20 protein-coding genes are annotated in these 20,634 nt (G+C 37.8%); 5 read left to right on the forward strand and 15 right to left on the reverse strand.

Going from position 1 to position 20,634, the window contains the following annotated elements; all coding sequences use genetic code 11:
* Positions 1-52: 52 nt before the first annotated feature.
* From HX129_RS01060 to acnD, 13 genes are all read right to left on the reverse strand, one after another.
* Positions 53-1,198, reverse strand: coding sequence for a VWA domain-containing protein (locus HX129_RS01060; RefSeq protein WP_286433179.1), 1,146 nt, complete (start codon positions 1,196-1,198; stop codon positions 53-55).
* Positions 1,185-3,659 carry a DUF5682 family protein gene (locus tag HX129_RS01065; protein ID WP_180046071.1) on the reverse strand — a complete coding sequence of 825 codons (2,475 nt, stop codon included), beginning with the start codon at positions 3,657-3,659 and terminating at the stop codon, positions 1,185-1,187. Before HX129_RS01065 ends, HX129_RS01060 begins: the two co-directional genes overlap by 14 nt.
* Before the next feature lie 21 nt (positions 3,660-3,680).
* On the reverse strand, positions 3,681-4,760 hold the full coding sequence (locus HX129_RS01070; protein ID WP_130073995.1) for an ATP-binding protein: 1,080 nt from the start codon (positions 4,758-4,760) through the stop codon (positions 3,681-3,683).
* 36 nt (positions 4,761-4,796) lie between these two features.
* Positions 4,797-6,392, reverse strand: a complete 1,596-nt coding sequence (locus HX129_RS01075) for a hypothetical protein (protein ID WP_286433180.1) — start codon at positions 6,390-6,392, stop codon at positions 4,797-4,799.
* Positions 6,383-7,729, reverse strand: a complete 1,347-nt coding sequence (locus tag HX129_RS01080; protein ID WP_286433181.1) for an SWIM zinc finger family protein — start codon at positions 7,727-7,729, stop codon at positions 6,383-6,385. The genes HX129_RS01075 and HX129_RS01080 overlap by 10 nt, the downstream gene beginning before the upstream one ends.
* A gap of 1,345 nt (positions 7,730-9,074) precedes the next feature.
* Positions 9,075-9,416, reverse strand: coding sequence for a hypothetical protein (locus HX129_RS01085; RefSeq protein WP_174493219.1), 342 nt, complete (start codon positions 9,414-9,416; stop codon positions 9,075-9,077).
* 108 nt (positions 9,417-9,524) lie between these two features.
* Positions 9,525-9,731 carry a hypothetical protein gene (locus HX129_RS01090; RefSeq protein WP_130073999.1) on the reverse strand — a complete coding sequence of 69 codons (207 nt, stop codon included), beginning with the start codon at positions 9,729-9,731 and terminating at the stop codon, positions 9,525-9,527.
* Positions 9,732-9,909: 178 nt separating this feature from the next.
* On the reverse strand, positions 9,910-10,488 hold the full coding sequence (locus HX129_RS01095; protein WP_174493621.1) for a DUF4126 domain-containing protein: 579 nt from the start codon (positions 10,486-10,488) through the stop codon (positions 9,910-9,912).
* A gap of 112 nt (positions 10,489-10,600) precedes the next feature.
* The gene (locus HX129_RS01100) at positions 10,601-10,837 is read right to left on the reverse strand and encodes a zinc ribbon-containing protein (protein ID WP_174493220.1); all 237 of its coding nucleotides are present in this window, start codon (positions 10,835-10,837) and stop codon (positions 10,601-10,603) included.
* A gap of 137 nt (positions 10,838-10,974) precedes the next feature.
* The gene (locus tag HX129_RS01105; protein ID WP_174493221.1) at positions 10,975-11,337 is read right to left on the reverse strand and encodes a hypothetical protein; all 363 of its coding nucleotides are present in this window, start codon (positions 11,335-11,337) and stop codon (positions 10,975-10,977) included.
* A 262-nt stretch (positions 11,338-11,599) separates the two neighbouring features.
* Positions 11,600-12,175 carry a hypothetical protein gene (locus HX129_RS01110; RefSeq protein ID WP_174493222.1) on the reverse strand — a complete coding sequence of 192 codons (576 nt, stop codon included), beginning with the start codon at positions 12,173-12,175 and terminating at the stop codon, positions 11,600-11,602.
* A 117-nt stretch (positions 12,176-12,292) separates the two neighbouring features.
* A complete protein-coding gene (locus HX129_RS01115) occupies positions 12,293-12,832 on the reverse strand; it encodes a hypothetical protein (RefSeq protein WP_228721852.1) in 540 nt (179 codons plus the stop codon).
* Between the two features lie 81 nt (positions 12,833-12,913).
* Positions 12,914-15,532: a Fe/S-dependent 2-methylisocitrate dehydratase AcnD gene (acnD, locus tag HX129_RS01120; RefSeq protein ID WP_174493622.1), complete on the reverse strand. Its 2,619-nt coding sequence runs from the start codon at positions 15,530-15,532 to the stop codon at positions 12,914-12,916.
* Positions 15,533-15,766: 234 nt separating this feature from the next.
* Between acnD and ygfZ the strand changes: the two genes are divergently transcribed.
* A complete protein-coding gene (ygfZ, locus tag HX129_RS01125) occupies positions 15,767-16,489 on the forward strand; it encodes a CAF17-like 4Fe-4S cluster assembly/insertion protein YgfZ (protein WP_174493224.1) in 723 nt (240 codons plus the stop codon).
* 57 nt (positions 16,490-16,546) lie between these two features.
* Positions 16,547-17,167, forward strand: coding sequence for a hypothetical protein (locus HX129_RS01130; RefSeq protein ID WP_174493225.1), 621 nt, complete (start codon positions 16,547-16,549; stop codon positions 17,165-17,167).
* A gap of 111 nt (positions 17,168-17,278) precedes the next feature.
* Here the strand turns inward: HX129_RS01130 and HX129_RS01135 are convergent, their stop codons facing one another.
* Positions 17,279-18,457 carry a PQQ-dependent sugar dehydrogenase gene (locus tag HX129_RS01135; RefSeq protein ID WP_286433182.1) on the reverse strand — a complete coding sequence of 393 codons (1,179 nt, stop codon included), beginning with the start codon at positions 18,455-18,457 and terminating at the stop codon, positions 17,279-17,281.
* Between the two features lie 260 nt (positions 18,458-18,717).
* A complete protein-coding gene (locus HX129_RS01140) occupies positions 18,718-18,963 on the reverse strand; it encodes a hypothetical protein (protein WP_180046086.1) in 246 nt (81 codons plus the stop codon).
* A gap of 188 nt (positions 18,964-19,151) precedes the next feature.
* On the opposite strand from HX129_RS01140, the gene HX129_RS01145 reads away from it, so the two are divergent.
* The 3 genes from HX129_RS01145 (at position 19,152) to HX129_RS01155 (ending at position 20,550) form a co-directional block, all read left to right on the forward strand.
* Positions 19,152-19,427 (forward strand): hypothetical protein, encoded by a 276-nt coding sequence (locus HX129_RS01145; protein ID WP_286433183.1) that lies wholly within the window; start codon positions 19,152-19,154, stop codon positions 19,425-19,427.
* Complete coding sequence (locus tag HX129_RS01150; RefSeq protein ID WP_286433184.1) at positions 19,424-19,753, forward strand: low molecular weight protein tyrosine phosphatase family protein; 330 nt, start codon at positions 19,424-19,426, stop codon at positions 19,751-19,753. The genes HX129_RS01145 and HX129_RS01150 overlap by 4 nt, the downstream gene beginning before the upstream one ends.
* 98 nt (positions 19,754-19,851) lie before the next feature.
* A complete protein-coding gene (locus tag HX129_RS01155; RefSeq protein ID WP_180046092.1) occupies positions 19,852-20,550 on the forward strand; it encodes a DsbC family protein in 699 nt (232 codons plus the stop codon).
* The last annotated feature ends 84 nt before the right edge of the window (positions 20,551-20,634 follow it).

Here is a 20,634-nt window from a genome sequence, read left to right on the forward strand (position 1 = left end):
TCTCATTTATTATATCAAGACAGATTATACTGCCTTGATATACCTATTTTTGTTACTGTGCTGCATACCAAGCATTAATATCCTGCTTTTCAATGGCTTTTGCCATCAATTCAGGAAATTGATCGGGGGTACACGCAAAAGTGGGAATGCCTAATGCCGCAAACTTTTGTGCATTTTCACGGTCATAATAAGGTGTGCCCTCATCTGACAGTGCCAATAAAGTAATAATTTGTACACCACTATTGAGCATCTCAGCCACTTGTTTAAAGAGCTGTTGCTCACTGCCCCCTTCACATAAATCTGTGACCAACACAAAAATTGTTTCTTCAGGGCGGGTGATTTTACTACGACAATATTTAATCGCTTTAGCAATGTCCGTACCACCACCGAGTTGCGTTCCAAATAACACATCTACAGGGTCTTCAAGCAATGGCGTTAAATCAACAATTTGCGTATCAAACACCACCATTTGTGTGGTCACAGCCCGAATACTTGCCATCACCGCAGCAAAAATACTCGAATACACCACCGAGGGTGCCATCGAACCGCTCTGATCCACACACAGTACAATATCTTTTAAGGAACTGCGCTGGCGTGGATGTCCATGCAGTTGTTCAGGAATAATAGTTTTGTATTCTTCTTGCCAATGTTTTAAGTTGGCTTGAATGGTGCGGTGCCAATTAATATCTTGAATACGTTTTGGACGGCGCGTATGGGCTGAACGGTTGACTGAACCTTGAATGGCTTGCTCTAAACTTTGTTTTAAACGTCGCTCAATTTCCTCAACTAATTTACGTACCACAATACGGGCAGTTTCTTTGGTTTGATCAGGCATCAAGTGATTTAAGCCAATCAAAGTCGAAACCAAATGAATATCAACTTCGATATTTTCTAATAATTCAGGCTCTAGCAACATTTGTTGCAAGTTCAAACGTTCAAGCGCATCTTTTTGAATGATTTGCACCACAGAACTTGGGAAATACTGACGAATATCGCCCAGCCATTTGGCAATACGTGGACTAGAACGCCCTAAACCACCACGTTGTTGCTGTTGCGTGTTATATAACACATCTAAACACTGGAACATATTTTCATCATCACTCGACCAATACTCAGGTGATGACTGCTCAGGACGTTGACCTAAAATTAAGCGCCAACGTCGTTCTTGTTCTTGGGTATTTTGATTAATTTGTGACATCAGAACCCTCTTTTAAATCAGCTTTTTCAGCGCCATCTACACATGCAAGTTGAGGATGAAGTAAATTTCTTAAATTCAATAAAGTGTTATAACCACGCTCAAGATTAAATTGATGAGGCAGTTGCGCAATATGTACTGTCACCCCTGATGCTGCTTTTTCTGCAATTTTCGCAGATTCACTTGGACTAAAATCACTGGTTGAACGACGTAAAATAGGCAGAATATTGATAAATTGTTCTTCGGGTAAATCGCCTAGCCATGCATTCACCAAGTTCCATAAATTATCTTCATGTAACAATAATAACGCTTGATCACTGATAAAGCCTTCGAACCAACCTGCACTATAATCAACGGTTTGCCCAACCGATAAAGCTTGTGATAAATAATGTTCTATTTCATCTAAATCAAGCAATTGCTGCTGTTTTGCTAACTTGGTAACAGAGCCATGCAAATAACCATTCATATAGGTTTGTTGCAATAATTTGAGTATTAAGTCTTGCCAATATTGATTGAGCGTTGCATTGTCTAAACGCTGTAACAACAAATAAAGGCTATTTAACTGCTGTGCAGTTTGTTTTGCCATATCATCATTAATGGACTGACAATACTGTGGTAATGACAACATTAAACGTATGCTGAGCTGTTGAATAATTTGAAATAATTCATGCTCAGAAAATTGACGGACGCTACCATAACGCAAAGCTGTGACCAAAGGTGTTAAAGTCGCAAGCAATACATCAGGATCTTGGTGCAAGGTTGATAAAGATTGTAAACGCTGTAAAGCCACAGGCAAACTACGGTCTAAACCTGCCAGCAATATTTGCTCAATATATTTAGCAACAGTTGATAGATCATCACTATGCTCAATTTTATCTTGAATATAACTTGCGGCTGCATCAGCAATGGTATAGCCCCAAAGTGACATTTCATTGAGGTATAAACTGCTTTCAGGTTGCCATGACAATTGCCAGTTTTCTTTATAATTTCCTCGACCTGATGAGTAATTTTGTAATTCTGCCCATGCCAAACCCAGCAAATTTACCCGATGAAAAAACTGACTTTTACTTAAATCAAAAGGCTGACGCAAGTCCAGTTCAACCCCACGATGTACCGCTTCAAGCTTTAAACGCAACGACTTACATTGTTTTAAAAAGTCTTGTTGTATTGGTAATTCTGAATAATCTTCAGGTAAATGCCCCAGTTTTTCTGCCAATAGCATCTGATTCATGATCGGCTCAGGCAAATCATAACCATGATGCAGCACACTGCGAATCGCTTCTGTTAAATCATCAAGATCAGGAATACGGCGCTCACGCAATTGTAATAAAGACTGAATTAGTTGCGTTGCATCAATAATTTGCGCACTTGAGGCATCATGTCCTGCCTCACGCAAAGCATTGGCAAACTGACTGAGCCAATCAATACTAATTTTTTCAGCATCGACTTTGCCTGCAAGAGCTTGCTGATAATGCTTCCATAAATGTGCATACCAACCCACCGCTTGAATACCTGCACCATAACCACTATCACGATGTAAACGTCCATGTGTCCATGCAATCCAAGCGGATTCAATCTTGGTTTTTGGCAAACCTTTTAACAGTTGATTATCATCTTTTAAGCTTGTTTTTAAATCCACTAAAACAGGTGCATGCCATGCACCACAAATCACCACGATACGTTCAAAGCCCTGCTTCTGTGCTTGGCGAATGATTTTTCGCATAGACGCTTCGCGGTATTGTTCTATCAACTGATCATCATCAAGTTCAGTATTCGGATTTAAACTGTTTAAATAATCGCGAATTTCAGCCATTGCTTCATTGATCGACTGAAACATATCACCCGCATGGGGTTGCTGTTCAACCAAGTGTTCCCAAAAACGTTCGCTGTCCTGATAACCTGCTTGATGGGCTAAAAGTGCGATGGGATCATGACGATATTGCAAAAATTTGCGTTCTTCATCTGAGATTTCAAACGCATCTTCTTCATCTTCATCAATGCTTTCATTGTTAGCAGCTGATTCATCAGAAGCAGCATCAGCAAGCGTTTCATCAACATGCTCATCTTCAGATTTTTCTTCTTCTGAATCTGTCTGTTGCTCAGCTTCAAGCGCTTGTCGTACCTCTTCAGCCTGTTTTTCCAGTGCAAAACGATGCTGACAGGCTAAATCCATAAATTCAGTATGGATTTGATGTTTTAAAGCAAATTGTAATGCTTGCCATTCGGGTGAAAATTCTGCAAAAGGATAAAATATCGCACGTGGTCGTTCATCTTTTTGTACAGGCGTGTTGATGAGTAATGCAATCGGTGGCTCAATTTCAGCATGGCTGAGCTGTGCAATACGATCATTCGCATCAGGTGGTCCTTCAATGAGAATACAGTCAGGTTGCAACTGCTCTAGTGCATTTAAAACACTTCGAGCAGAGCCAGGACCATGATGACGTACCCCTAAAATATAATGCATGGGCAAATCCTTTGACTGTAATTATTCTAAATCTCGGCAAGCTTGGTAAATCTCATTCCAACCTTCACGTTGTTTAATGACGGTTTCGACATATTCTTTCCAAGGCACCACATCTTGCACAGGGTCTTTGACAATCGCACCTTGTAAACCTGCAACTAAATCATGGGCATTTAAACTGCCATCACCAAAATGCCCTGACATTGCCCAACTATGGCTCATCACTGAAATCGCTTCGGCTGTGGATAATGTCCCTGTAGTGCTTTTCAGTTTTTGCTTACCATCTACTGTTTTACCTTCACGTAATTCACGGAAAATGGTCACAAGGGTTTTAATGTGTTGATCGAGTGGTTGAATTTCAGGTAAAGATAAGCTACGACCAAGCGAGGCAACACGTTGTTGCACAATTTCAATTTCTTCAGCAATAGTGGCAGGTGGTGGTAAAATCACGGTATTAAAACGACGTTTAAGTGCCGATGAAAGTTCATTGACGCCTTTATCACGGTTGTTGGCAGTCGCAATCACACTAAAACCTTGTACCGCTTGATATTCAATGCCTAACTCAGGTACAGGTAGATTTTTTTCAGATAACAATGTAATCAAAGTATCCTGTACATCAGCAGGAATACGGGTCAACTCTTCAATACGAGCAATTTTTCCTGTACGCATCGCACGTAACATTGGGCTTTGTACCAAGGCGTCTTCTGTAGGACCTTTGGCAAGTAACTGTGCATAGTTCCAGCTATAACGTAAAGTATCTTCACTGGTGCCTGCTGTCCCTTGAATGAGCAAAGTACTGTTACCACTAATGGCTGCAGCTAAATGCTCAGAGACCCAAGATTTTGCTGTTCCTGGTACACCAAGTAACAATAAAGCACGGTCAGTGGCTAAAGTTGCAACCGCAATTTCCATCAAACGACGATTACCAATATATTTTGCTGAAATTTCAGTCCCATCAGGTAGCGTCGTCCCCATTAAATAATCGACGACAGCATTTGGTGATAACTCCCATTGTGCAGGACGTTGTTTTTTATCGTGTTCTTTTAAGGCTGTGAGTTCATGGGCATATTGTTGTTCTGCTTTGGCGCGTAAAACTTGACTCATGTCAGTATCCTTTTTTATCTAAAATGAAAGTGAGGTTTATTGTTTATTGAGGATCGCCACTTTTTGTTTGGCAATGCTATTTAAAATATCAAAACGACTAGAATCTAAATCTTTTAATGGGCTAATTTCAGTTGGATAGCCATAGACCACAAGCCATTCATACAATGGATGCAATAAATAGGCATATTCCTGCTCTTCCTGTAGATAGATTTCCGCCAATAAACGCTCAGTCAGTTCTTTGGATAAAACACCTATCTCTGACGCAGGCAATGGTAAGCGTTTCCAAACATCCAATAAAAAATCAGGTTCATGACGTTTACGGGCTTGGCGTAAATGCTGCACCATCAAATGATCACGTTTTTCGATGCTCAGTAGCGGATACAGATATTGCATATTGGAAGCAAAACGGATGCTTTCGAGTTCTTCTTGATCATTTTCATAGAGCCACGTTGCTAAATCGGCACGTTGCTCATGAAAACAACGAAAACAAAATGCATCTAAAATGTGATTTCGCTGATTTTTATATTTCAGCTTCAGTAAACTCTCCCAGGTTGGGAAAATCTGTTGCCAATAGGACAAAGGCATCGCTTTTAAAATAAAATATAAATAGTCTTCAGCTTTACTCGATTGTGAGAATTTTATTAAATTTTCTTCAATATCCAGCTCTTTAATGACCTTACGTTCATTGCCATTTGCAGTGTAATCAATGATATTGAGTTGTTGTAATTGTTCATCCAATTCAATGCTCATTCGCACGATCATACAGCGATTTTTAGCATCAAATTCAATGACATTTTCCAGTAATTGCAGCATTTTTTGCGTATAAGTATGTTCAGAATCATGCAAAAACAAATAGTGTAAACCTTGCCCTAAAGCTTGTTCAGGTTTCTTTTGATGCAATGCAGTTAAATATGCAACATGCGGGGCAAAAAATGAAAATGGCGTATTTTCAATCCAGTCTTTACGCTGTTCTTTATCGATACGTTTCCATAAGGCTTCAAAATTTTGATGAATAAAATCGGCATGTTCAAGTGCAAGGTTTTGAAGTAAACGCTCAGCAGGACCTTTACTTAAACTGGCAAATTTTGCATCTTCTTCATCAATGGGTTGTTGCAAAATCAATGTCTGATGTAAAATTTTAGCCACTTTTAAACGATTATCCTGACGCAAATCCTGCAATTTATAGCTTCGTTCAGGCAATGTTGCCGCTAATAGCACATCATTATTGGCAACATTCAGTACATCTAAAACCAAATGTGGCGCAATCGCCTGTTTCTGCAAACGAATGAGATGCAAGAGATAATTCATCCAAACAGGCTTATCATACTGAAAATTATATTGATTAAGTTGAACAATACTTTTAATTAGGCTATTCATACCCCGTTTACTAGGTGTAAATGGCGTTTCATCGTCAGCTAAGCGAGCAAGTTGTTGCGCTGAACAAGGATAAGCTTGTTGTGCAGACACTTGAAAAAGTGTCCATTGCAGATTTAAATCCAATACATCCTGTTCATCACTGACAAACTCAGAAATGGGCTCAGGTACATGAATCGGTTGTTGATAATGCTGCCCAAGGGTGAGTTTAAGTTCAAGTTGCTTGGTAAATTGTTCTAAAGGTGAGCTTATAGACATTGGTAATGCGCTCCTTGCCAAAGACTAATCAGTTGCAGTTCTAAACCATTCCACTCTAAACCTGCATAAAAAGGTTGATTACTCACCATCATCCATAACGAAGTAAATTGATCAGTACTGAGTGCAATTGGCATCATATGATGTGTCGAATCAATCAAATAATAACGCTCATCTTTTTGACTTAAACGCACAGGATTCATCCACCAAAAACTGGTCAGATGCATCGGATTATGACTGAGCTTTTCTGCATGTTTGGCTAAAGCATCTTCAAAACACACAAAACCTTGCGGCGGTTTATTTTCAATTTTAATAGCGTCAATATCGTTGAGTGTGACTTGCTCTGCAAGTTTCAAACGTTGTTGTTCTACCCCAGGATAACGCTGTGCTTTGAGTTTAAAATGATGCTGACTTGGTAGGGTTAAGCCATAACGTGTATGCGGTGCAATATCAAAATCTAAAATTAAATAATCTGTACATGTTTTCTCGTCCCATAACCATTGACGACGAAAATTCCCTTTGGACTGTTGTAATGCTTGTGTACGAGAAGCAAGTACACTTAACTGTAGCTCTTCTGTACTTTGGCTTGACCAAAAATCATTGGCAAGGTTAATGCCCATCAACTGACGTAATTCTTGCTGTAAATCTAGAGAAAGTTGTGCTCTTTTTTGCCATAGTTCAGCAATCAGATATAAACGCGCAAGCCAAAAAGCACTGTGCTGTTGCCAATTTGGCTGATACAACGCACTTGAAAATTCATCAATCCAAATATTGATTCCCGCAGCCTGACCATCTACCAAACGACTGGTAATTTCATGAAAAAATTGTCGTCCATTTTGTGAACGCACTTCACCTAAGCCTAAATTGACTACATCTTTCAGCCACAGTTGCAAAGCATCAATGGCTTGATCAATTTTTTTATCACGTGATTCTTGACGCTTAGCACGTGCTGCTTCATCAACAGGTTTATTGGCTTTTTCGGCTTTTTTCTCGGTACTTTGCGTGAGTTTGTCACGCCATTTTGTGACCCGTTCAGGAAATTGTGTTTCATCTTCCTGAATTTGAAACTCGGCGGGATGTTCTTGATACACCATCAGTAAAGCAAGCGCATGTTTACAAGGACGTTTAAAACTTGGACAACTACATTCACATTTTAGTTGGGGTAAAAAAATAGCACTTTGATAAATCGCACTCCCTTTGATTTCTGCCCAAACCCATTGATCTGTAGAAGCACCTTTATTATTCCAGTCATTGACTTTAGCCAATTTTTTAGCCGCTTTCTCTGAATTTGCATCAGGAATAATTTGTTGTATTTGGTCTGGCTGAATCGTCAGCAACATAAAAAGTCCTTATGTTATTTTTTCATTTTAAATTTCATTTGCTCAATCAATGTATATTTTTCATTTTAATAATTCAACGGAAAAAATCAGCTAAACGACAAAATTTGTCGTTAATGTTTAAGTCAAAATATCGGTAAAATTTTAGAAAAATTGGAATGCTCATACAACTTTTATGGTTTTGGATTTAAATTTATTTTTATTTGATTGTTTAAAATTTTTTAGGGTATTGGGAAAACATCGTATGGTTTACTTCAACTATTAAAACTTGGTAAGTTCTAACCCTATTGCCTATAAACTTTTGGTCTATAGCGTCCTAAGCCGAATCGAGATCTTTTGGATTTGTACTACACTCACGTTATACGCAACTGGTAGCAGGCTACTCTTTTCGATCCCATCACACCCTTTAGATTTATAGTAACCAAATGGCTACGGGATTAATTTCCTAAGATCAGGCAATTTTGCATAAATTTGAAAATATTTTTCACGATTTTCTGAATATTAATAATTTTTCCCATTCAAGCCAAATTTGTGCATTTTTTTACGTTATTTATGGTTAAAAATGAGATATTTTTCTTTGCTTAAATCTCATTTTGTATTTATACGGGAAAAGACTGGATTTTGAATAGTGTGTTAATGTGAGATTCAAATAACCACTGAATGCGCTGTGAGCGCTGCATTCAAAATATAATGCCGAGTGATACTTTAAAATCTGCGAAAAGCTCAATTTAAAAAAGCATAAATCACCATGAATCATGCAGAGGGTAAAAATATAGATATTGTGTTTTCAAGCGAAGATCTGACTGATCTAGAGAGGGACTTTTTTGATTATATATTGTTATGCTAAAAATTTTTTAGGGTATTTGGGAAAACGTTGTATGGTTTACTTCAACTATTAAAACTTGGTAAGTTCTAATCCTATTGCCTATAAACTTTTGGTCTATAGCGTCCTAAGCCGAATCGAGATCTTTTGGATTTGTACTACACTCACGTTGTACGCAACTGGTAGCAGGCTACTCTTTTCGATCCCATCACACCCTTGAGATTTATAGTAGCCAAATGACTACGGGATTAATTTCCTAAGATCAGGCAATTTTGCATAAATTTAAAAATATTTTTCATAAAAACTCGATTAATTCCAATTTTTTTCCTTTTATTCGAAAATTACTCATTTTTTACAGCGTAAAATCTCAATTCAGCAGAATTTTTATCTATCTTCTACAGTTCTCTTTCTTCAAAATTTATAGATGAAGCGCCAATTTAGACTGGCTGTCCTTATAAAATTGCTCTAGCTGTTGTAATTCAGCATTTAAAAAACACAGTAGATACTGCCTTGCCGTAGCAAAGTCTAATTTTTTGAAAAAATATAATCTTTGGTTTTACGGGTAATCAGTCCAAATACATCTTTTTGTGGCACGATAATGGCAACATCACTTTCAATTTTAAACTCTAAATCATCTAATTTTGAAAACGCGTTTAAAGTGAATCGAAGGCTTTGTTGGCTTTGCAGATCTGTAATCGTAAAACTCGCATTTTCACTATTAAATTGTAATTGCCGTACCAAAAGCTGCCGCCAAGCAATACTGTCAAATTTGATCAAAGCCTGAATGGCTGTGAATTTTTCTAAAAACTCATCGCCACCTTCTTGTAAATTTTTCGGTGTATGTACCACTAAGTCGAATGTTTTCATTGTTATTTTCCTATTAAACAAGTGGATTTTAACAACTTATCTTATATTATCGTTTTTATTTCCGATAAAAGAACATTTTAAAAATCGATCATTTTCAGCATGATTTCTTCAGTTTTGGCAGCATTTTGGACATGCTTGTATTTTTTCTTTAGGCCAATTCATGCGTGCACGTTTATGTGCTAATTCTACATCAGCAAAATAACCAATTAAAATTTGATGATAATTTTTTGGCAAATCTTCACATCCTTGCGTTGCATTATGTAACTGATAGACGCCATTACTGAGTGGATTTTCATCTATGATAAATTTAAGCATGTCCATTCCATCACCTCTGAACTATGATTTTATTTTCAATAATCCCATAAAAAAATTATGGATATATATTTATCTAAAAATTATGCTGTTTTTAGATAAAAATCAAATGTTTTTCGAGATCAATATCATGCAATATTTTTCAAAATATGTTGACCAACTCTTTATTGGTATTGGCAATTTATAATGGTGCTGAGGCTATCTTATTTTTCTTTTTTAAACGAATCCAACGTACCACCCAAATCATGGCAATAATACCCACAATGACCACGAGAATAGGAACAAGGAAGGACAAAATTGAAACCACTAATGCACTGATCCATTCACCTGTTGACACTACAGGATTAGCAATTCCTCCTGTAGTTGCAGTGGACAAGCCACGTACTGCAACTGTGCTCAGTTGTACTGCTGACGCTGTCCCGCCCCCAACAATAATTGCTGCTGCCCAACTGGCAAAGGGTGACATTTCTCCTGTGCTCACCGCCATCGTGGTCAGTGTGCCTGCAACCATTGCCGCAGGTGTAGAAATGGTGTCCAACGCATTGTCCACCCAAGGAATGTAATAAGCTCCAATTTCACAGACTGTAGCGACTGCAAGCCCAATACAAACCGATGGCATTGCCAACCATTCAAAGCCTTTCATCGGCTCAAACCATCCTGTTAAGGATGCTACACTCATCACAAGTAATGGGACAAATACACGAAAACCACAGGCAGCGCTTAATCCAATGCCAATGCACAAGCTAAGTATTGTTTCGATCATCATGCGTCTACCTGTATTTTTTATGGATGAATGGATAAGGTAGCAAAAAGCCCTATTGAGTAATAGGGCTTTTTTTTAAAACAGGGAGTAGCTGTTTTGCTTGTGCTGCTTAGGCATTCTTGTTGTTGAATTGATTGCCAAGGCATTTGGTACACGGTGGTAAACGATCTGTACCAATTTCTAAGTAGGTGCGGTGTCCGCAGTTGACACAAAAATAGAAGCCTGTTCCAGGTTTTTGACCAGCCATTACCATTTTTGTTCTCCATAGGTTTTTAGAAATGGTGAATAAAGTATAGGCTGTTTTTTGTGTTTGTCTATTGGTCATTTCGACAAATGATGATGGCATTTGAGCAAAAAATACTTAAGCCGTTTTTTTTATCAACTCTCGCTCAATTTGTGACATATTTTACAATGTTTGCTGTTTTGTTCGCTTAAAAAGACTCAAATGAATTGAATTTCCTATGTAGTCAAATATGTTTCAAGTTATTTCTGCATCAATATTGGCATTCCGTCCTCGTCAAAGGATACGCCTCGCTCAATTAATTTTTCATACGCTGCGTGATGAACCACGCCTCGTTTACTCACTTTAGCTTCGAGTAGTCTGCATAAAGTCGCTTCGCTGACATTAGGATGATTCACCACTTCTATGCGTACACCCCAAAATTTGTCATTGGCAAAGCGGTCGAGGATTTCAGCATCCGCATCGGGATTCATGGCGGCAACAACACGGATTGCCTGATTCGGGTCTGTTAAAAATGGTTCAAGTTCGGCTGTATTGGAAGCACCACACGCTAAAATATAGCGACGTTCTTCTTCGGCTTTTTGTTCGGGGGATTTTTTGGGCATGGGTTGTTCGCTTTGAATTCTTGTCTTTATTTTAGTAATTCACCTCTTTTACATCTACAAAAAAAATTTGTAGGTATGAATTCCATTGGAGCCATAACTTATTATTCAGTACCTCCTTTCCACACAAAGGGACTCATAGCAAGTATCTAAAAATTCGGTCTCTGAAACTTTGAATTAAACTCCTCAGAAAGATAAATATATTAACTCTCTCCAATCATGAAAGGTTTTATTTCAGGCATTACCTTCCTCTAATGGTCCCAATTTAATCCTCGAAAACTTTTGTTTCATTATTGATCAAAATAATTTGCTCAATATGAGCATCAATATTCTCATAAATTTTTTGAAAAATCACAGGTAAATATTGAATAATATCATTCATAGTCACTTCGTTTTTTTCAAATCGGTGGTAGGTCTTTAGATAATGAATTATTTCTTCTTTTTGCTCATTTTCAATCATAATCACGGGATCAAGATCTTGATATAAATGTTTATTTGATAAATGTATCAAACCGCACCCAAACTTATAAACAATCTGTTCCCAACCACCTTGTTTGATCATTTCCTTATCATTTACTTTCTGCATTTTCTGATTAGCATTCAAAAATCTCCACTCACCAAATTCAACACTATTTTTGACTAAATCCAAAGCATTCGACCTTAACTGAAAACCGCTATTATGGTCTACTAAGTAAGAAACACGTAATAAACTATCTAGTTCTTGCCTTATAATCCCAATGCAAACTCCATAACAATACGCATCATATAGCAAGTTAAAAGATTTTAAATTTTCAGCTGACCTAGCTCTAACCTGCTTAAGAAATTTATCTAATACATGCATTATTTCCGCCAATAAAAAACTCACTTAACAGAGAATATTTTCTAATAATATCAAATACTTTTAGCTTTAAATTTCAAACATATTTCCCTTCTATGAAACCTTATCAAGTTAACATTATCAAATCAATGTAAAGCTGAAGTTACTTCCTTCAATATGTTGTGAATATACGAAATCTAGATTAATTTCCCTAAACTTATTTTCATTTACAAGCCTAGTTAAATATGCATCATCTTGTGGCTTAGGATGAACACCTAAACACCATAAAAACCGATCAGTAGATATCTTAGATCCTTTGATTTTTTCATATTTTTCCATATCTTTAAGCATGTAACGAATACAGTGAGAAATATTTTGATGCTGTTTGATTTCTAAAGGAATTGAACTTTGCTTATATTTTTGACGAATCATGAAATCAATTGAGCAGATATCTTTTTCTTTGGATATACGCTTATCAAATTCAAACCGTACCTCTCTTTCAACAACAGAAATCTTCTCATGTTTATACATAAATATTGCAAATTCAACTTGCAACCAAATTTCCCATCCTTTGATTTCAAATTTTTCAAATTCTATAAGCTTATTAACGATTTTTTCTTGTTGAAAAAACTCATTCGATATGTCCTTTAAAAATTTAAAGTCTTCTTTTAATTGCTTCAACTTATTTACTCTATAATAAAACGACCCCACATCAATGTAGGGTCTTTTTACAACAATATCAAATACTTTTAGCTTAAATTATCAAGCCACATTCCCTTCCAAGAAATCCTGTGCAAAGCGTTGCAATACACCACCCGCTTCATACACATGCACTTCTTCTTCAGTATCCAAACGGCAGGTTACAGGCACTTTAATGATTTCATTTTGACCATTCTCAGTCGAACGCTCAATCACCAAAGTCAAATCAGAACGCGGTGCAATATTACCGATCACACTATACAACTCAGTACCGTCCAACTTTAACGTTTTACGATCCGTTCCAGCTTTAAACTCAAGCGGTAACACGCCCATACCCACCAAGTTAGTACGGTGAATACGCTCAAAACCTTCCGCAACAATCACTTCAACACCAGCAAGACGCACACCTTTCGCAGCCCAGTCACGGCTAGAACCTTGGCCATAGTCCTTACCTGCAACAATGATGAGCGGTTGCTTACGATTCATATAGGTTTCAATCGCTTCCCACATACGCATTACTTCGCCTTCAGGCTCAACACGCGCCTTAGAACCCTGCTTGATCGTACCGTCAGAACGAACCACCATCTCATTGAACAATTTCGGATTGGCAAATGTTGCACGTTGAGCAGTCAAGTGATCCCCACGGTGCGTTGCGTATGAGTTAAAGTCTTCCTCAGGCACGCCCATTTTATGTAGGTATTCACCTGCTGCCGAATCCATCATGATTGCATTTGATGGTGATAAATGATCCGTGGTGATGTTGTCACCCAAAATCGCAAGCGGACGCATATTTGCCAAAGTACGTGGCGCAGCCAAAGCCCCTTCCCAATACGGCGGACGACGAATATAGGTACTTTGCGGACGCCAGTCATATAACGGACTTGCTGCCTGAACACGTTCACCCAAATCAAACATCGGGATATACACTTTTTTGAATTGCTCAGGTTTCACTGCTTCCTTCACCAATGCATCAATTTCAGCATCAGACGGCCAAATGTCTTTCAGGTAAATTGGGTTGCCGTCTTTGTCATTACCCAACGCATCTGTTTCGATGTCAAAACGAATCGTACCTGCAATCGCATACGCCACAACTAAAGGTGGAGAAGCCAAGAACGCTTGTTTTGCGTATGGATGGATACGACCATCGAAGTTACGGTTACCTGAAAGAACTGCGGTTGCATACAAGTCACGGTCAATGATTTCTTGTTGAATCACTGGATCTAACGCACCTGACATACCATTACAAGTTGTACATGCATATGCCACGATACCAAAACCCAATTTTTCTAAATCGTGCAATACACCTGCTTCTTCCAAATACAACGCAGCCGCTTTAGAACCCGGTGCAAAAGAAGTTTTCACCCAAGGTTTACGTACTAAGCCAAGCTCATTTGCTTTACGTGCAAGTAAGCCTGCTGCAACAGTATTACGTGGGTTAGAAGTGTTTGTACATGAGGTGATTGCTGCAATGATGATTGCGCCATCAGGCATTAAGCCTTCAGCTTCTTGAGCTTTAGCCGCTTCTAAATTACCTGCAATACCTTTGGCTTTAAGGTCAGCTGTTGATACACGTGCATGTGGGTTTGATGGTCCTGCGATGTTACGCGTTACAGTAGAAAGGTCGAAACGAAGTACACGTGGGTATTCCGCTTGCTTCATATCAGAAGCCCAAAGACCAATTTCTTTGGCATAAGTTTCAACCAATTTGACTTGTTCAGATTCACGACCTGTTAGGGTTAAATAATCAATCGTGTTTTGGTCGATGTAGAACATCGCTGCTGTCGCACCGTACTCTGGTGTCATGTTCGAAATCGTTGCACGATCACCCACTGACATGCTGTCTGCGCCTTCACCGAAGAATTCTAAATACGCACCAACCACACGTTCTTTACGCAAGAATTCAGTGAGTGCCAAAACGATATCGGTTGCGGTAATGCCTGCTTGACGCTGACCAACAAGCTCGACCCCGATAATGTCAGGTAGACGCATCCAAGAAGCACGACCCAGCATTACATTTTCTGCTTCTAAACCACCCACACCGATTGAAATCACACCCAATGCATCGGTATGTGGTGTGTGTGAGTCTGTACCCACACAGGTATCAGGGAATGCAATACCACCACGGTTTTGAATCACTGGAGACATTTTCTCCAAGTTGATTTGGTGCATGATGCCGTTACCCGCAGGGATCACGTCGACATTTTCAAATGCTGTTTTGGTCCATTCGATGAAGTGGAAGCGGTCTTCATTACGACGGTCTTCAATCGCACGGTTTTTCTCAAAGGCATCTGGGTCAAAACCACCATATTCTACAGCCAGTGAATGGTCTACAATCAACTGAGTCGGAACGACTGGATTGACTTTAGATGGGTCACCGCCTTGGTCTGCAATCGCATCACGCAAACCTGCAAGGTCTACAAGTGCTGTTTGTCCGAGAATGTCATGACATACCACACGTGCAGGGTACCAAGGAAAATCGTGGTCTTGTTTACGGTTGATGAGTTCTTTTAAAGATTGTTCGAGAATGGCTGGGTCACAACGGCGTACCAATTGCTCTGCCAAGACTTTAGATGTGTATGGAAGTTTTGCGTATGCGCCTGGCTGAATATCTTCTACGGCTTGACGCACGTCATAATATTCGAGCTGGGTACCTTGCAGGGGTTTGCGGTAGTTGTTATTCATTACGTGTGCCTCTTGCATCATTTTGTACTGCGTTCTAATGGCTGAATAGTACACTGTCGAAAAGCCATTTCCCAAATCTTTTATATTTCATATAGTTATATATAAAAATAGGGGTTTTAGAAATATTTGGTAACATATTGCTCGATTTATTTTTCTGAAATGTGCATTTTTTATAAAAATAGCGGAAAATAAGCTTAATTCTTTAGTATTAGATTTAAGATAAGTGAGCAATTCATGAGCAATTTAGCTTTCTCCTCGTTTACTTTAATTGGTGTCGATGCACTGAAATTCTTACAAGGACAAGTCACTGTCAATGTTGAAGCTTTGGCTGAAAATGTAAACCAGTACACAGCAATTTGTGATTTGAAAGGTCGTATTCACTTTGGTTTATGGCTTAAAAAACGTAATCCTGAAGAGTTTGAGATCGTAACGACGCAAGATCAGGCTGAGGAATTTGCCAAACATATTAAAAAATATGGTGCTTTTTCTAAGATGAAACTTGAACAAGTTGGACATGTTTTTCCAACAGTGAATGGCACGACAACTCACTTTTCTGACGTTGAAACTGATATCTCTGCATGGAAAATTGCTGCGATTCAAACAGGTCAAGCTTATATTGATCAAACGATTGAAGGTGTTTTTCAACCACAAGAACTCCGTTTACATCAACGTGGTGGTGTCAATTATGACAAGGGCTGTTATTTGGGTCAGGAAGTGATTGCCCGTCTTTGGTTTAAAGCAAAACCGAAAGCATGGTTACATGTGATTCAAGGTTCAGGTGCTGCTCCTGCTCAAGCTGAGCAACTGAATAAAGGCGTTCAAGTGGTCAATAGCACTGCTTTTGAAAATGGTTTTATTGCGCTTGTGGTGGCTCGACCTGAAGCTTTGGCTGAGCTTGAAGTGACTGTTTTAGACTTACCTGAAAGTTTAAGTGGTGATGTGGCTCGTCCTGTTTAAAAAACATAGATCACGTGAAAAAAAGCGTGATCTTCTTTTCCAAAGTAGATGATCATTATGAAATGTGCGCCTGCTGATTTATCTTTTTTATTTCAATTACCTTATTTAACATTAGCTCGTCATCAAACAGCTCTTCCATTTTTATTACATCATGTTCAACTCGCTGATGAACTAAGCAATATTTTAACTGCTTATCCAAATTTAAAATATCAACCTTTAGATTTTTATTATATTTTACATAAATCTCTGAGCATTATTGATGAAGATGTCATAACTGACTTAATGTCAAAATATGGATGGCAAGGAAAAATCATTGCCGCCTTTTTATGTTTTTTAGCACCTGATCCAAGCTACAAAAATACGATCAACAATGCTATACAACATACTCCTAAAAGGAATCAATGGTTATTGCATCTCGCTTTATCTGAGTTCTGCTCAGACAATACCACCCCATATTTTTCAAATGAAATCTATACGTGTTTTAAAAATTTCCGAAAGAATTTAATACCCATCCGTCAAGCAAGATCAATCCGTAAAATCCCATATGAAAATTTAGAAACAGTAGAACAGCAACAAAAACTTTTGCTAAAAGAAATTTACAACTCCAAAGGCAAGGAAGCTGCTCATCAATTCATGAGGAATTCGATTTTTTATAATCTATTTTTTAGTTTCAAATAGAGCAATTATGAAAGTCATTTTCAAATCAAAATTAAGAGTTCTACGAGTATATTTTAACAAGCATCTAATATGTAATTGAAAATAGACAAAAATAGCCTCTAAAATTGATGACTAATCTTTCTTCCTCACATAATAAACCACCCCACCCCGATCATCGGAAAAATAAAATGAATTTGCATCAATTTTATAAATATCAGCAGGTCGACCATTTACTTTTTTACCCACTAAAAAACCATCCATAAAGGTTTCAAGTTTTTGCCCTTTACGCATCATCACAATTTTATAACCATGACCAATCTTTGCATCGGTTGAACCGTGTAATACGACTAAAAAAGCATTTTTAATCGTGTCATCCGTGTTCGGATCATCAAAATAATCAAAACCTAAGGCAGAAGAATGCGATGGGAAATAGGCATAAGGCGATGGCACATTTTTACAGCCTGAGGCACGTTTAAACTTAGGGTCTGCAAAAACTTTTCCACCCGCTGAATAACAAGATGGCCAACCATAATCAGTATTCGCTTTTAGTGCATAAAATGTTTCATCAGGTTTATTTTTCCCTAAATGATCTGAGCCTTGATTGGTGGCAAATAAAAAGTTGCCAATCCATTTCAAACCCACTGCATTACGTAAACCTGAAGCATAAATTTTCTGCTCTGAACCATCAGGGTTCATTTCCAAAACAGTTGCCCGAACTTGTTCTTTCTCTACACAGGCATTGCAACTTGAACCGACTGAAACATAAATTTTACCATTGCCACCAACTGCTATCGTTCGTGTCAGATGCCAACCGCCATATTTATAACTTAAGCCATAATCAGGAAAAGTCGCCAGAACTTCAGACTTAGCCGAAGGTTTTATTTCACCTTGCGTGAATTTACGACGGGTGAGTTGATGGGTTTCTGCAATATAGATCCAATCCTGCCCGCCCGCATCTGTATAAAATTGTACTGAGTTTGGATTTTTTAAACCTGTCAGATAAGGTGTGATTTTGCTGAACTTTCCTGTTTGTGGATTCCATTCATCTAAAATATAAATACTGCCTTTATTATTATCAGACAGGTCATACATATCGGTGACAAACATTCTACCGTCTGGAGATTTAGCAAAAAAACGTACACGTTTTAAGCCTTCCGCAGCAGGAATAATCTCGTAATTTGCAGGTAAATTTAAGGAAAATTGCTGACCATTTTTCAGGTGAATTGGATGTGGAACCAATTTTGGTTGCTCAGCGAAAATGCTTGTTGAACACATTAAGCTGATGAGTAATATTGACCCTATTTTTATCATTATTGCATTCATCTAATTCAATATGAATTTTTATAATATAAACTGAATAAACAACAGATCACAAGATTCTTTTAAAAAAGAAAAAATCAAGCTATATGATTGTTTTATATAATTTTAAAATAAATTAAAAATCAAGTTTACAATTTTAAAGCATGCATCTACATCAGTGTGCCATATCTCGATTTAAAGTCAGTGAGCCGCAAAGCTTACTTTACTGCTCAACTCAATGATTTAACTCAGTTAAAGTAAATATTCTTGTCTTAAAAACCATGAAACAGCTTATTCATATCTTTACAAACATAGTCTTTAAAATGATAGGCACGGGCATGTTTTGCATCAAATTTTGCCGTCAAATCGCCTTTTTGAAAAATATAAACCCGATCTTCTTTACTGATCAGATATTCACTGCCCAATTTCATCAATAAAGCATCAATTTTATCTGCATCTGCAATACTTTCATCTTCAAACACTTTTGAATAATTGCGCTTAATGGTTTTAATAAACATGCTCTACTCTACAGTTCAATTGAATAGGAGAATTTAAACAAAATCTACAGCAAAAACCTATTTGAAAATGCAACAAAAGCGGTCATTCCTCTATTTCAATCTTGTCTAAAGCGAAGGATGCCGATAAAATTGCCACATCATGTGTTATCGCGGCTGCTGAACCCGATCAACTCATGAGTTTTAAAATAATGGACACTCACTATTTAGTTTTAGAGCAAACCAAAGCACCACCACACACCCCAAAACGTAACCGAGCATGGCGACGTAAAAACAAATATACTCATCTACGACGGGATGCTCGACATCATCCCTCAATGTTTAAGCCTGAAAAGAAATTTAAGTTCATGGCAGGACGACCATTTAAACTAAAAAGAGCCATGCGCTTAGGCTTTGAATATCCACGAATTTCCAACCAACAACGACGGCTCAATGCTCAACATGAATATTGGAATTCCATCAATTGAATATTCTTTTTATTTGTAGTCGTAACCAATGGCGTAGTCCCACCGCAGAGCATGTTTTTGCCGTGGGCTATGGCATTAAAACTCGCTCGGCAGGTACCAGTCGTCACGCGAAACATACCCTGTCATCCAAAGATATTGCTTGGGCAGAACTTATTTTTGTCATGGAACAAAAGCATAAGCAAAATATCAAAGAAAAGTTTCCCAAACAGTTACAACATAAAAAAGTCATTGTGCTTGATATCACTGATGACTATCACTATATGGATGCCGCGCTAGTTGAAATTTTACAAGATGTTGTTCCACCCTACTTAGATGATTTTGCATAAATTTTAATAATTTTTCTCAATAAAATAATTACAGGAATAGACTATATTTTTTTAAATAGCTAGCCCAATATCAAGCCAATATTTTTTCGAGATTGATTATGAAAACGTGGTTCACTGCGCTGAGTCTGAGCTTTTTTGCCATGACTGCAAGTCATGCAGACATTAAAACCGTAGAAAAAAATCTTAAACAAAATTTTCCAGATATTCCTGTTAAATCTGTCAGAACATCTGCTGTGAAAGATATCTATGAAGTCTATATGGGTGGGCGCATTGTCTATACCACCGATGATGCAAAATACTTTTTTGTCGGTAATCTCATTGATTTAAAACAGCAAAAAAACTTAACAGAAGAAAGTATGCAAGTTTTAAGTAAAATAGACATTGCACAACTTCCACTGAACCAAGCCATTAAAAAAGTCAAAGGTAAAGGTGAACGTGTCATCTATTTATTTAGTGATCCTGACTGTCCATATTGTCAAAAATTTGAGCATGAACTCCAAAAAATTGACAACTTGACTGTGTATTTATTCTTGTATCCAATTCCAACTTTGCATCCTAATGCAGTGAATATTGCTAACCAAATTTGGTGTTCAAAAAACCCATATCAAGCATGGCTCGACTATACACTTGAGAAAAAACAACCCTCAAATCATAAAGTATGTGCTACACCCATCACGAAAATCGCAGACTTAGGCAAACAACTTGAAGTTGAGGGTACACCGACCTTTTTCTTAAAAGATGGTACTCGTATTTCAGGTATTCGTAGTGCAGAAGACTTAGAAAAAATTCTAAAATAAAACTATCAGGATGGTGACGATTCACCTACGCTTCACCATCCTTTTTTACAATCACAATATCATTTTCGAAACTTATTTTTTCAG

Origin of the sequence: Acinetobacter sp. 251-1, from assembly GCF_030329305.1 — a bacterium.
Classification (GTDB): Bacteria; Pseudomonadota; Gammaproteobacteria; order Pseudomonadales; family Moraxellaceae; genus Acinetobacter; species Acinetobacter piscicola_A.

Coding starts and splice junctions, on each gene's coding strand:
- HX129_RS01085 (WP_174493219.1), bottom strand. CDS start 9,416: ATGAAAACATTCGACTTAGTGGTACATACACCGAAAAATTTACAAGAA.
- HX129_RS01070 (WP_130073995.1), bottom strand. CDS start 4,760: ATGAGTCAAGTTTTACGCGCCAAAGCAGAACAACAATATGCCCATGAA.
- HX129_RS01105 (WP_174493221.1), bottom strand. CDS start 11,337: ATGCCCAAAAAATCCCCCGAACAAAAAGCCGAAGAAGAACGTCGCTAT.
- HX129_RS01080 (WP_286433181.1), bottom strand. CDS start 7,729: ATGTTGCTGACGATTCAGCCAGACCAAATACAACAAATTATTCCTGAT.
- HX129_RS01130 (WP_174493225.1), top strand. CDS start 16,547: ATGAAATGTGCGCCTGCTGATTTATCTTTTTTATTTCAATTACCTTAT.
- HX129_RS01065 (WP_180046071.1), bottom strand. CDS start 3,659: ATGCATTATATTTTAGGGGTACGTCATCATGGTCCTGGCTCTGCTCGA.
- HX129_RS01145 (WP_286433183.1), top strand. CDS start 19,152: ATGGACACTCACTATTTAGTTTTAGAGCAAACCAAAGCACCACCACAC.
- ygfZ (WP_174493224.1), top strand. CDS start 15,767: ATGAGCAATTTAGCTTTCTCCTCGTTTACTTTAATTGGTGTCGATGCA.
- HX129_RS01155 (WP_180046092.1), top strand. CDS start 19,852: ATGAAAACGTGGTTCACTGCGCTGAGTCTGAGCTTTTTTGCCATGACT.
- HX129_RS01135 (WP_286433182.1), bottom strand. CDS start 18,457: ATGATAAAAATAGGGTCAATATTACTCATCAGCTTAATGTGTTCAACA.
- HX129_RS01140 (WP_180046086.1), bottom strand. CDS start 18,963: ATGTTTATTAAAACCATTAAGCGCAATTATTCAAAAGTGTTTGAAGAT.
- HX129_RS01110 (WP_174493222.1), bottom strand. CDS start 12,175: ATGCATGTATTAGATAAATTTCTTAAGCAGGTTAGAGCTAGGTCAGCT.
- HX129_RS01090 (WP_130073999.1), bottom strand. CDS start 9,731: ATGCTTAAATTTATCATAGATGAAAATCCACTCAGTAATGGCGTCTAT.
- HX129_RS01060 (WP_286433179.1), bottom strand. CDS start 1,198: ATGTCACAAATTAATCAAAATACCCAAGAACAAGAACGACGTTGGCGC.
- HX129_RS01100 (WP_174493220.1), bottom strand. CDS start 10,837: ATGCCATCATCATTTGTCGAAATGACCAATAGACAAACACAAAAAACA.
- HX129_RS01075 (WP_286433180.1), bottom strand. CDS start 6,392: ATGTCTATAAGCTCACCTTTAGAACAATTTACCAAGCAACTTGAACTT.
- acnD (WP_174493622.1), bottom strand. CDS start 15,532: ATGAATAACAACTACCGCAAACCCCTGCAAGGTACCCAGCTCGAATAT.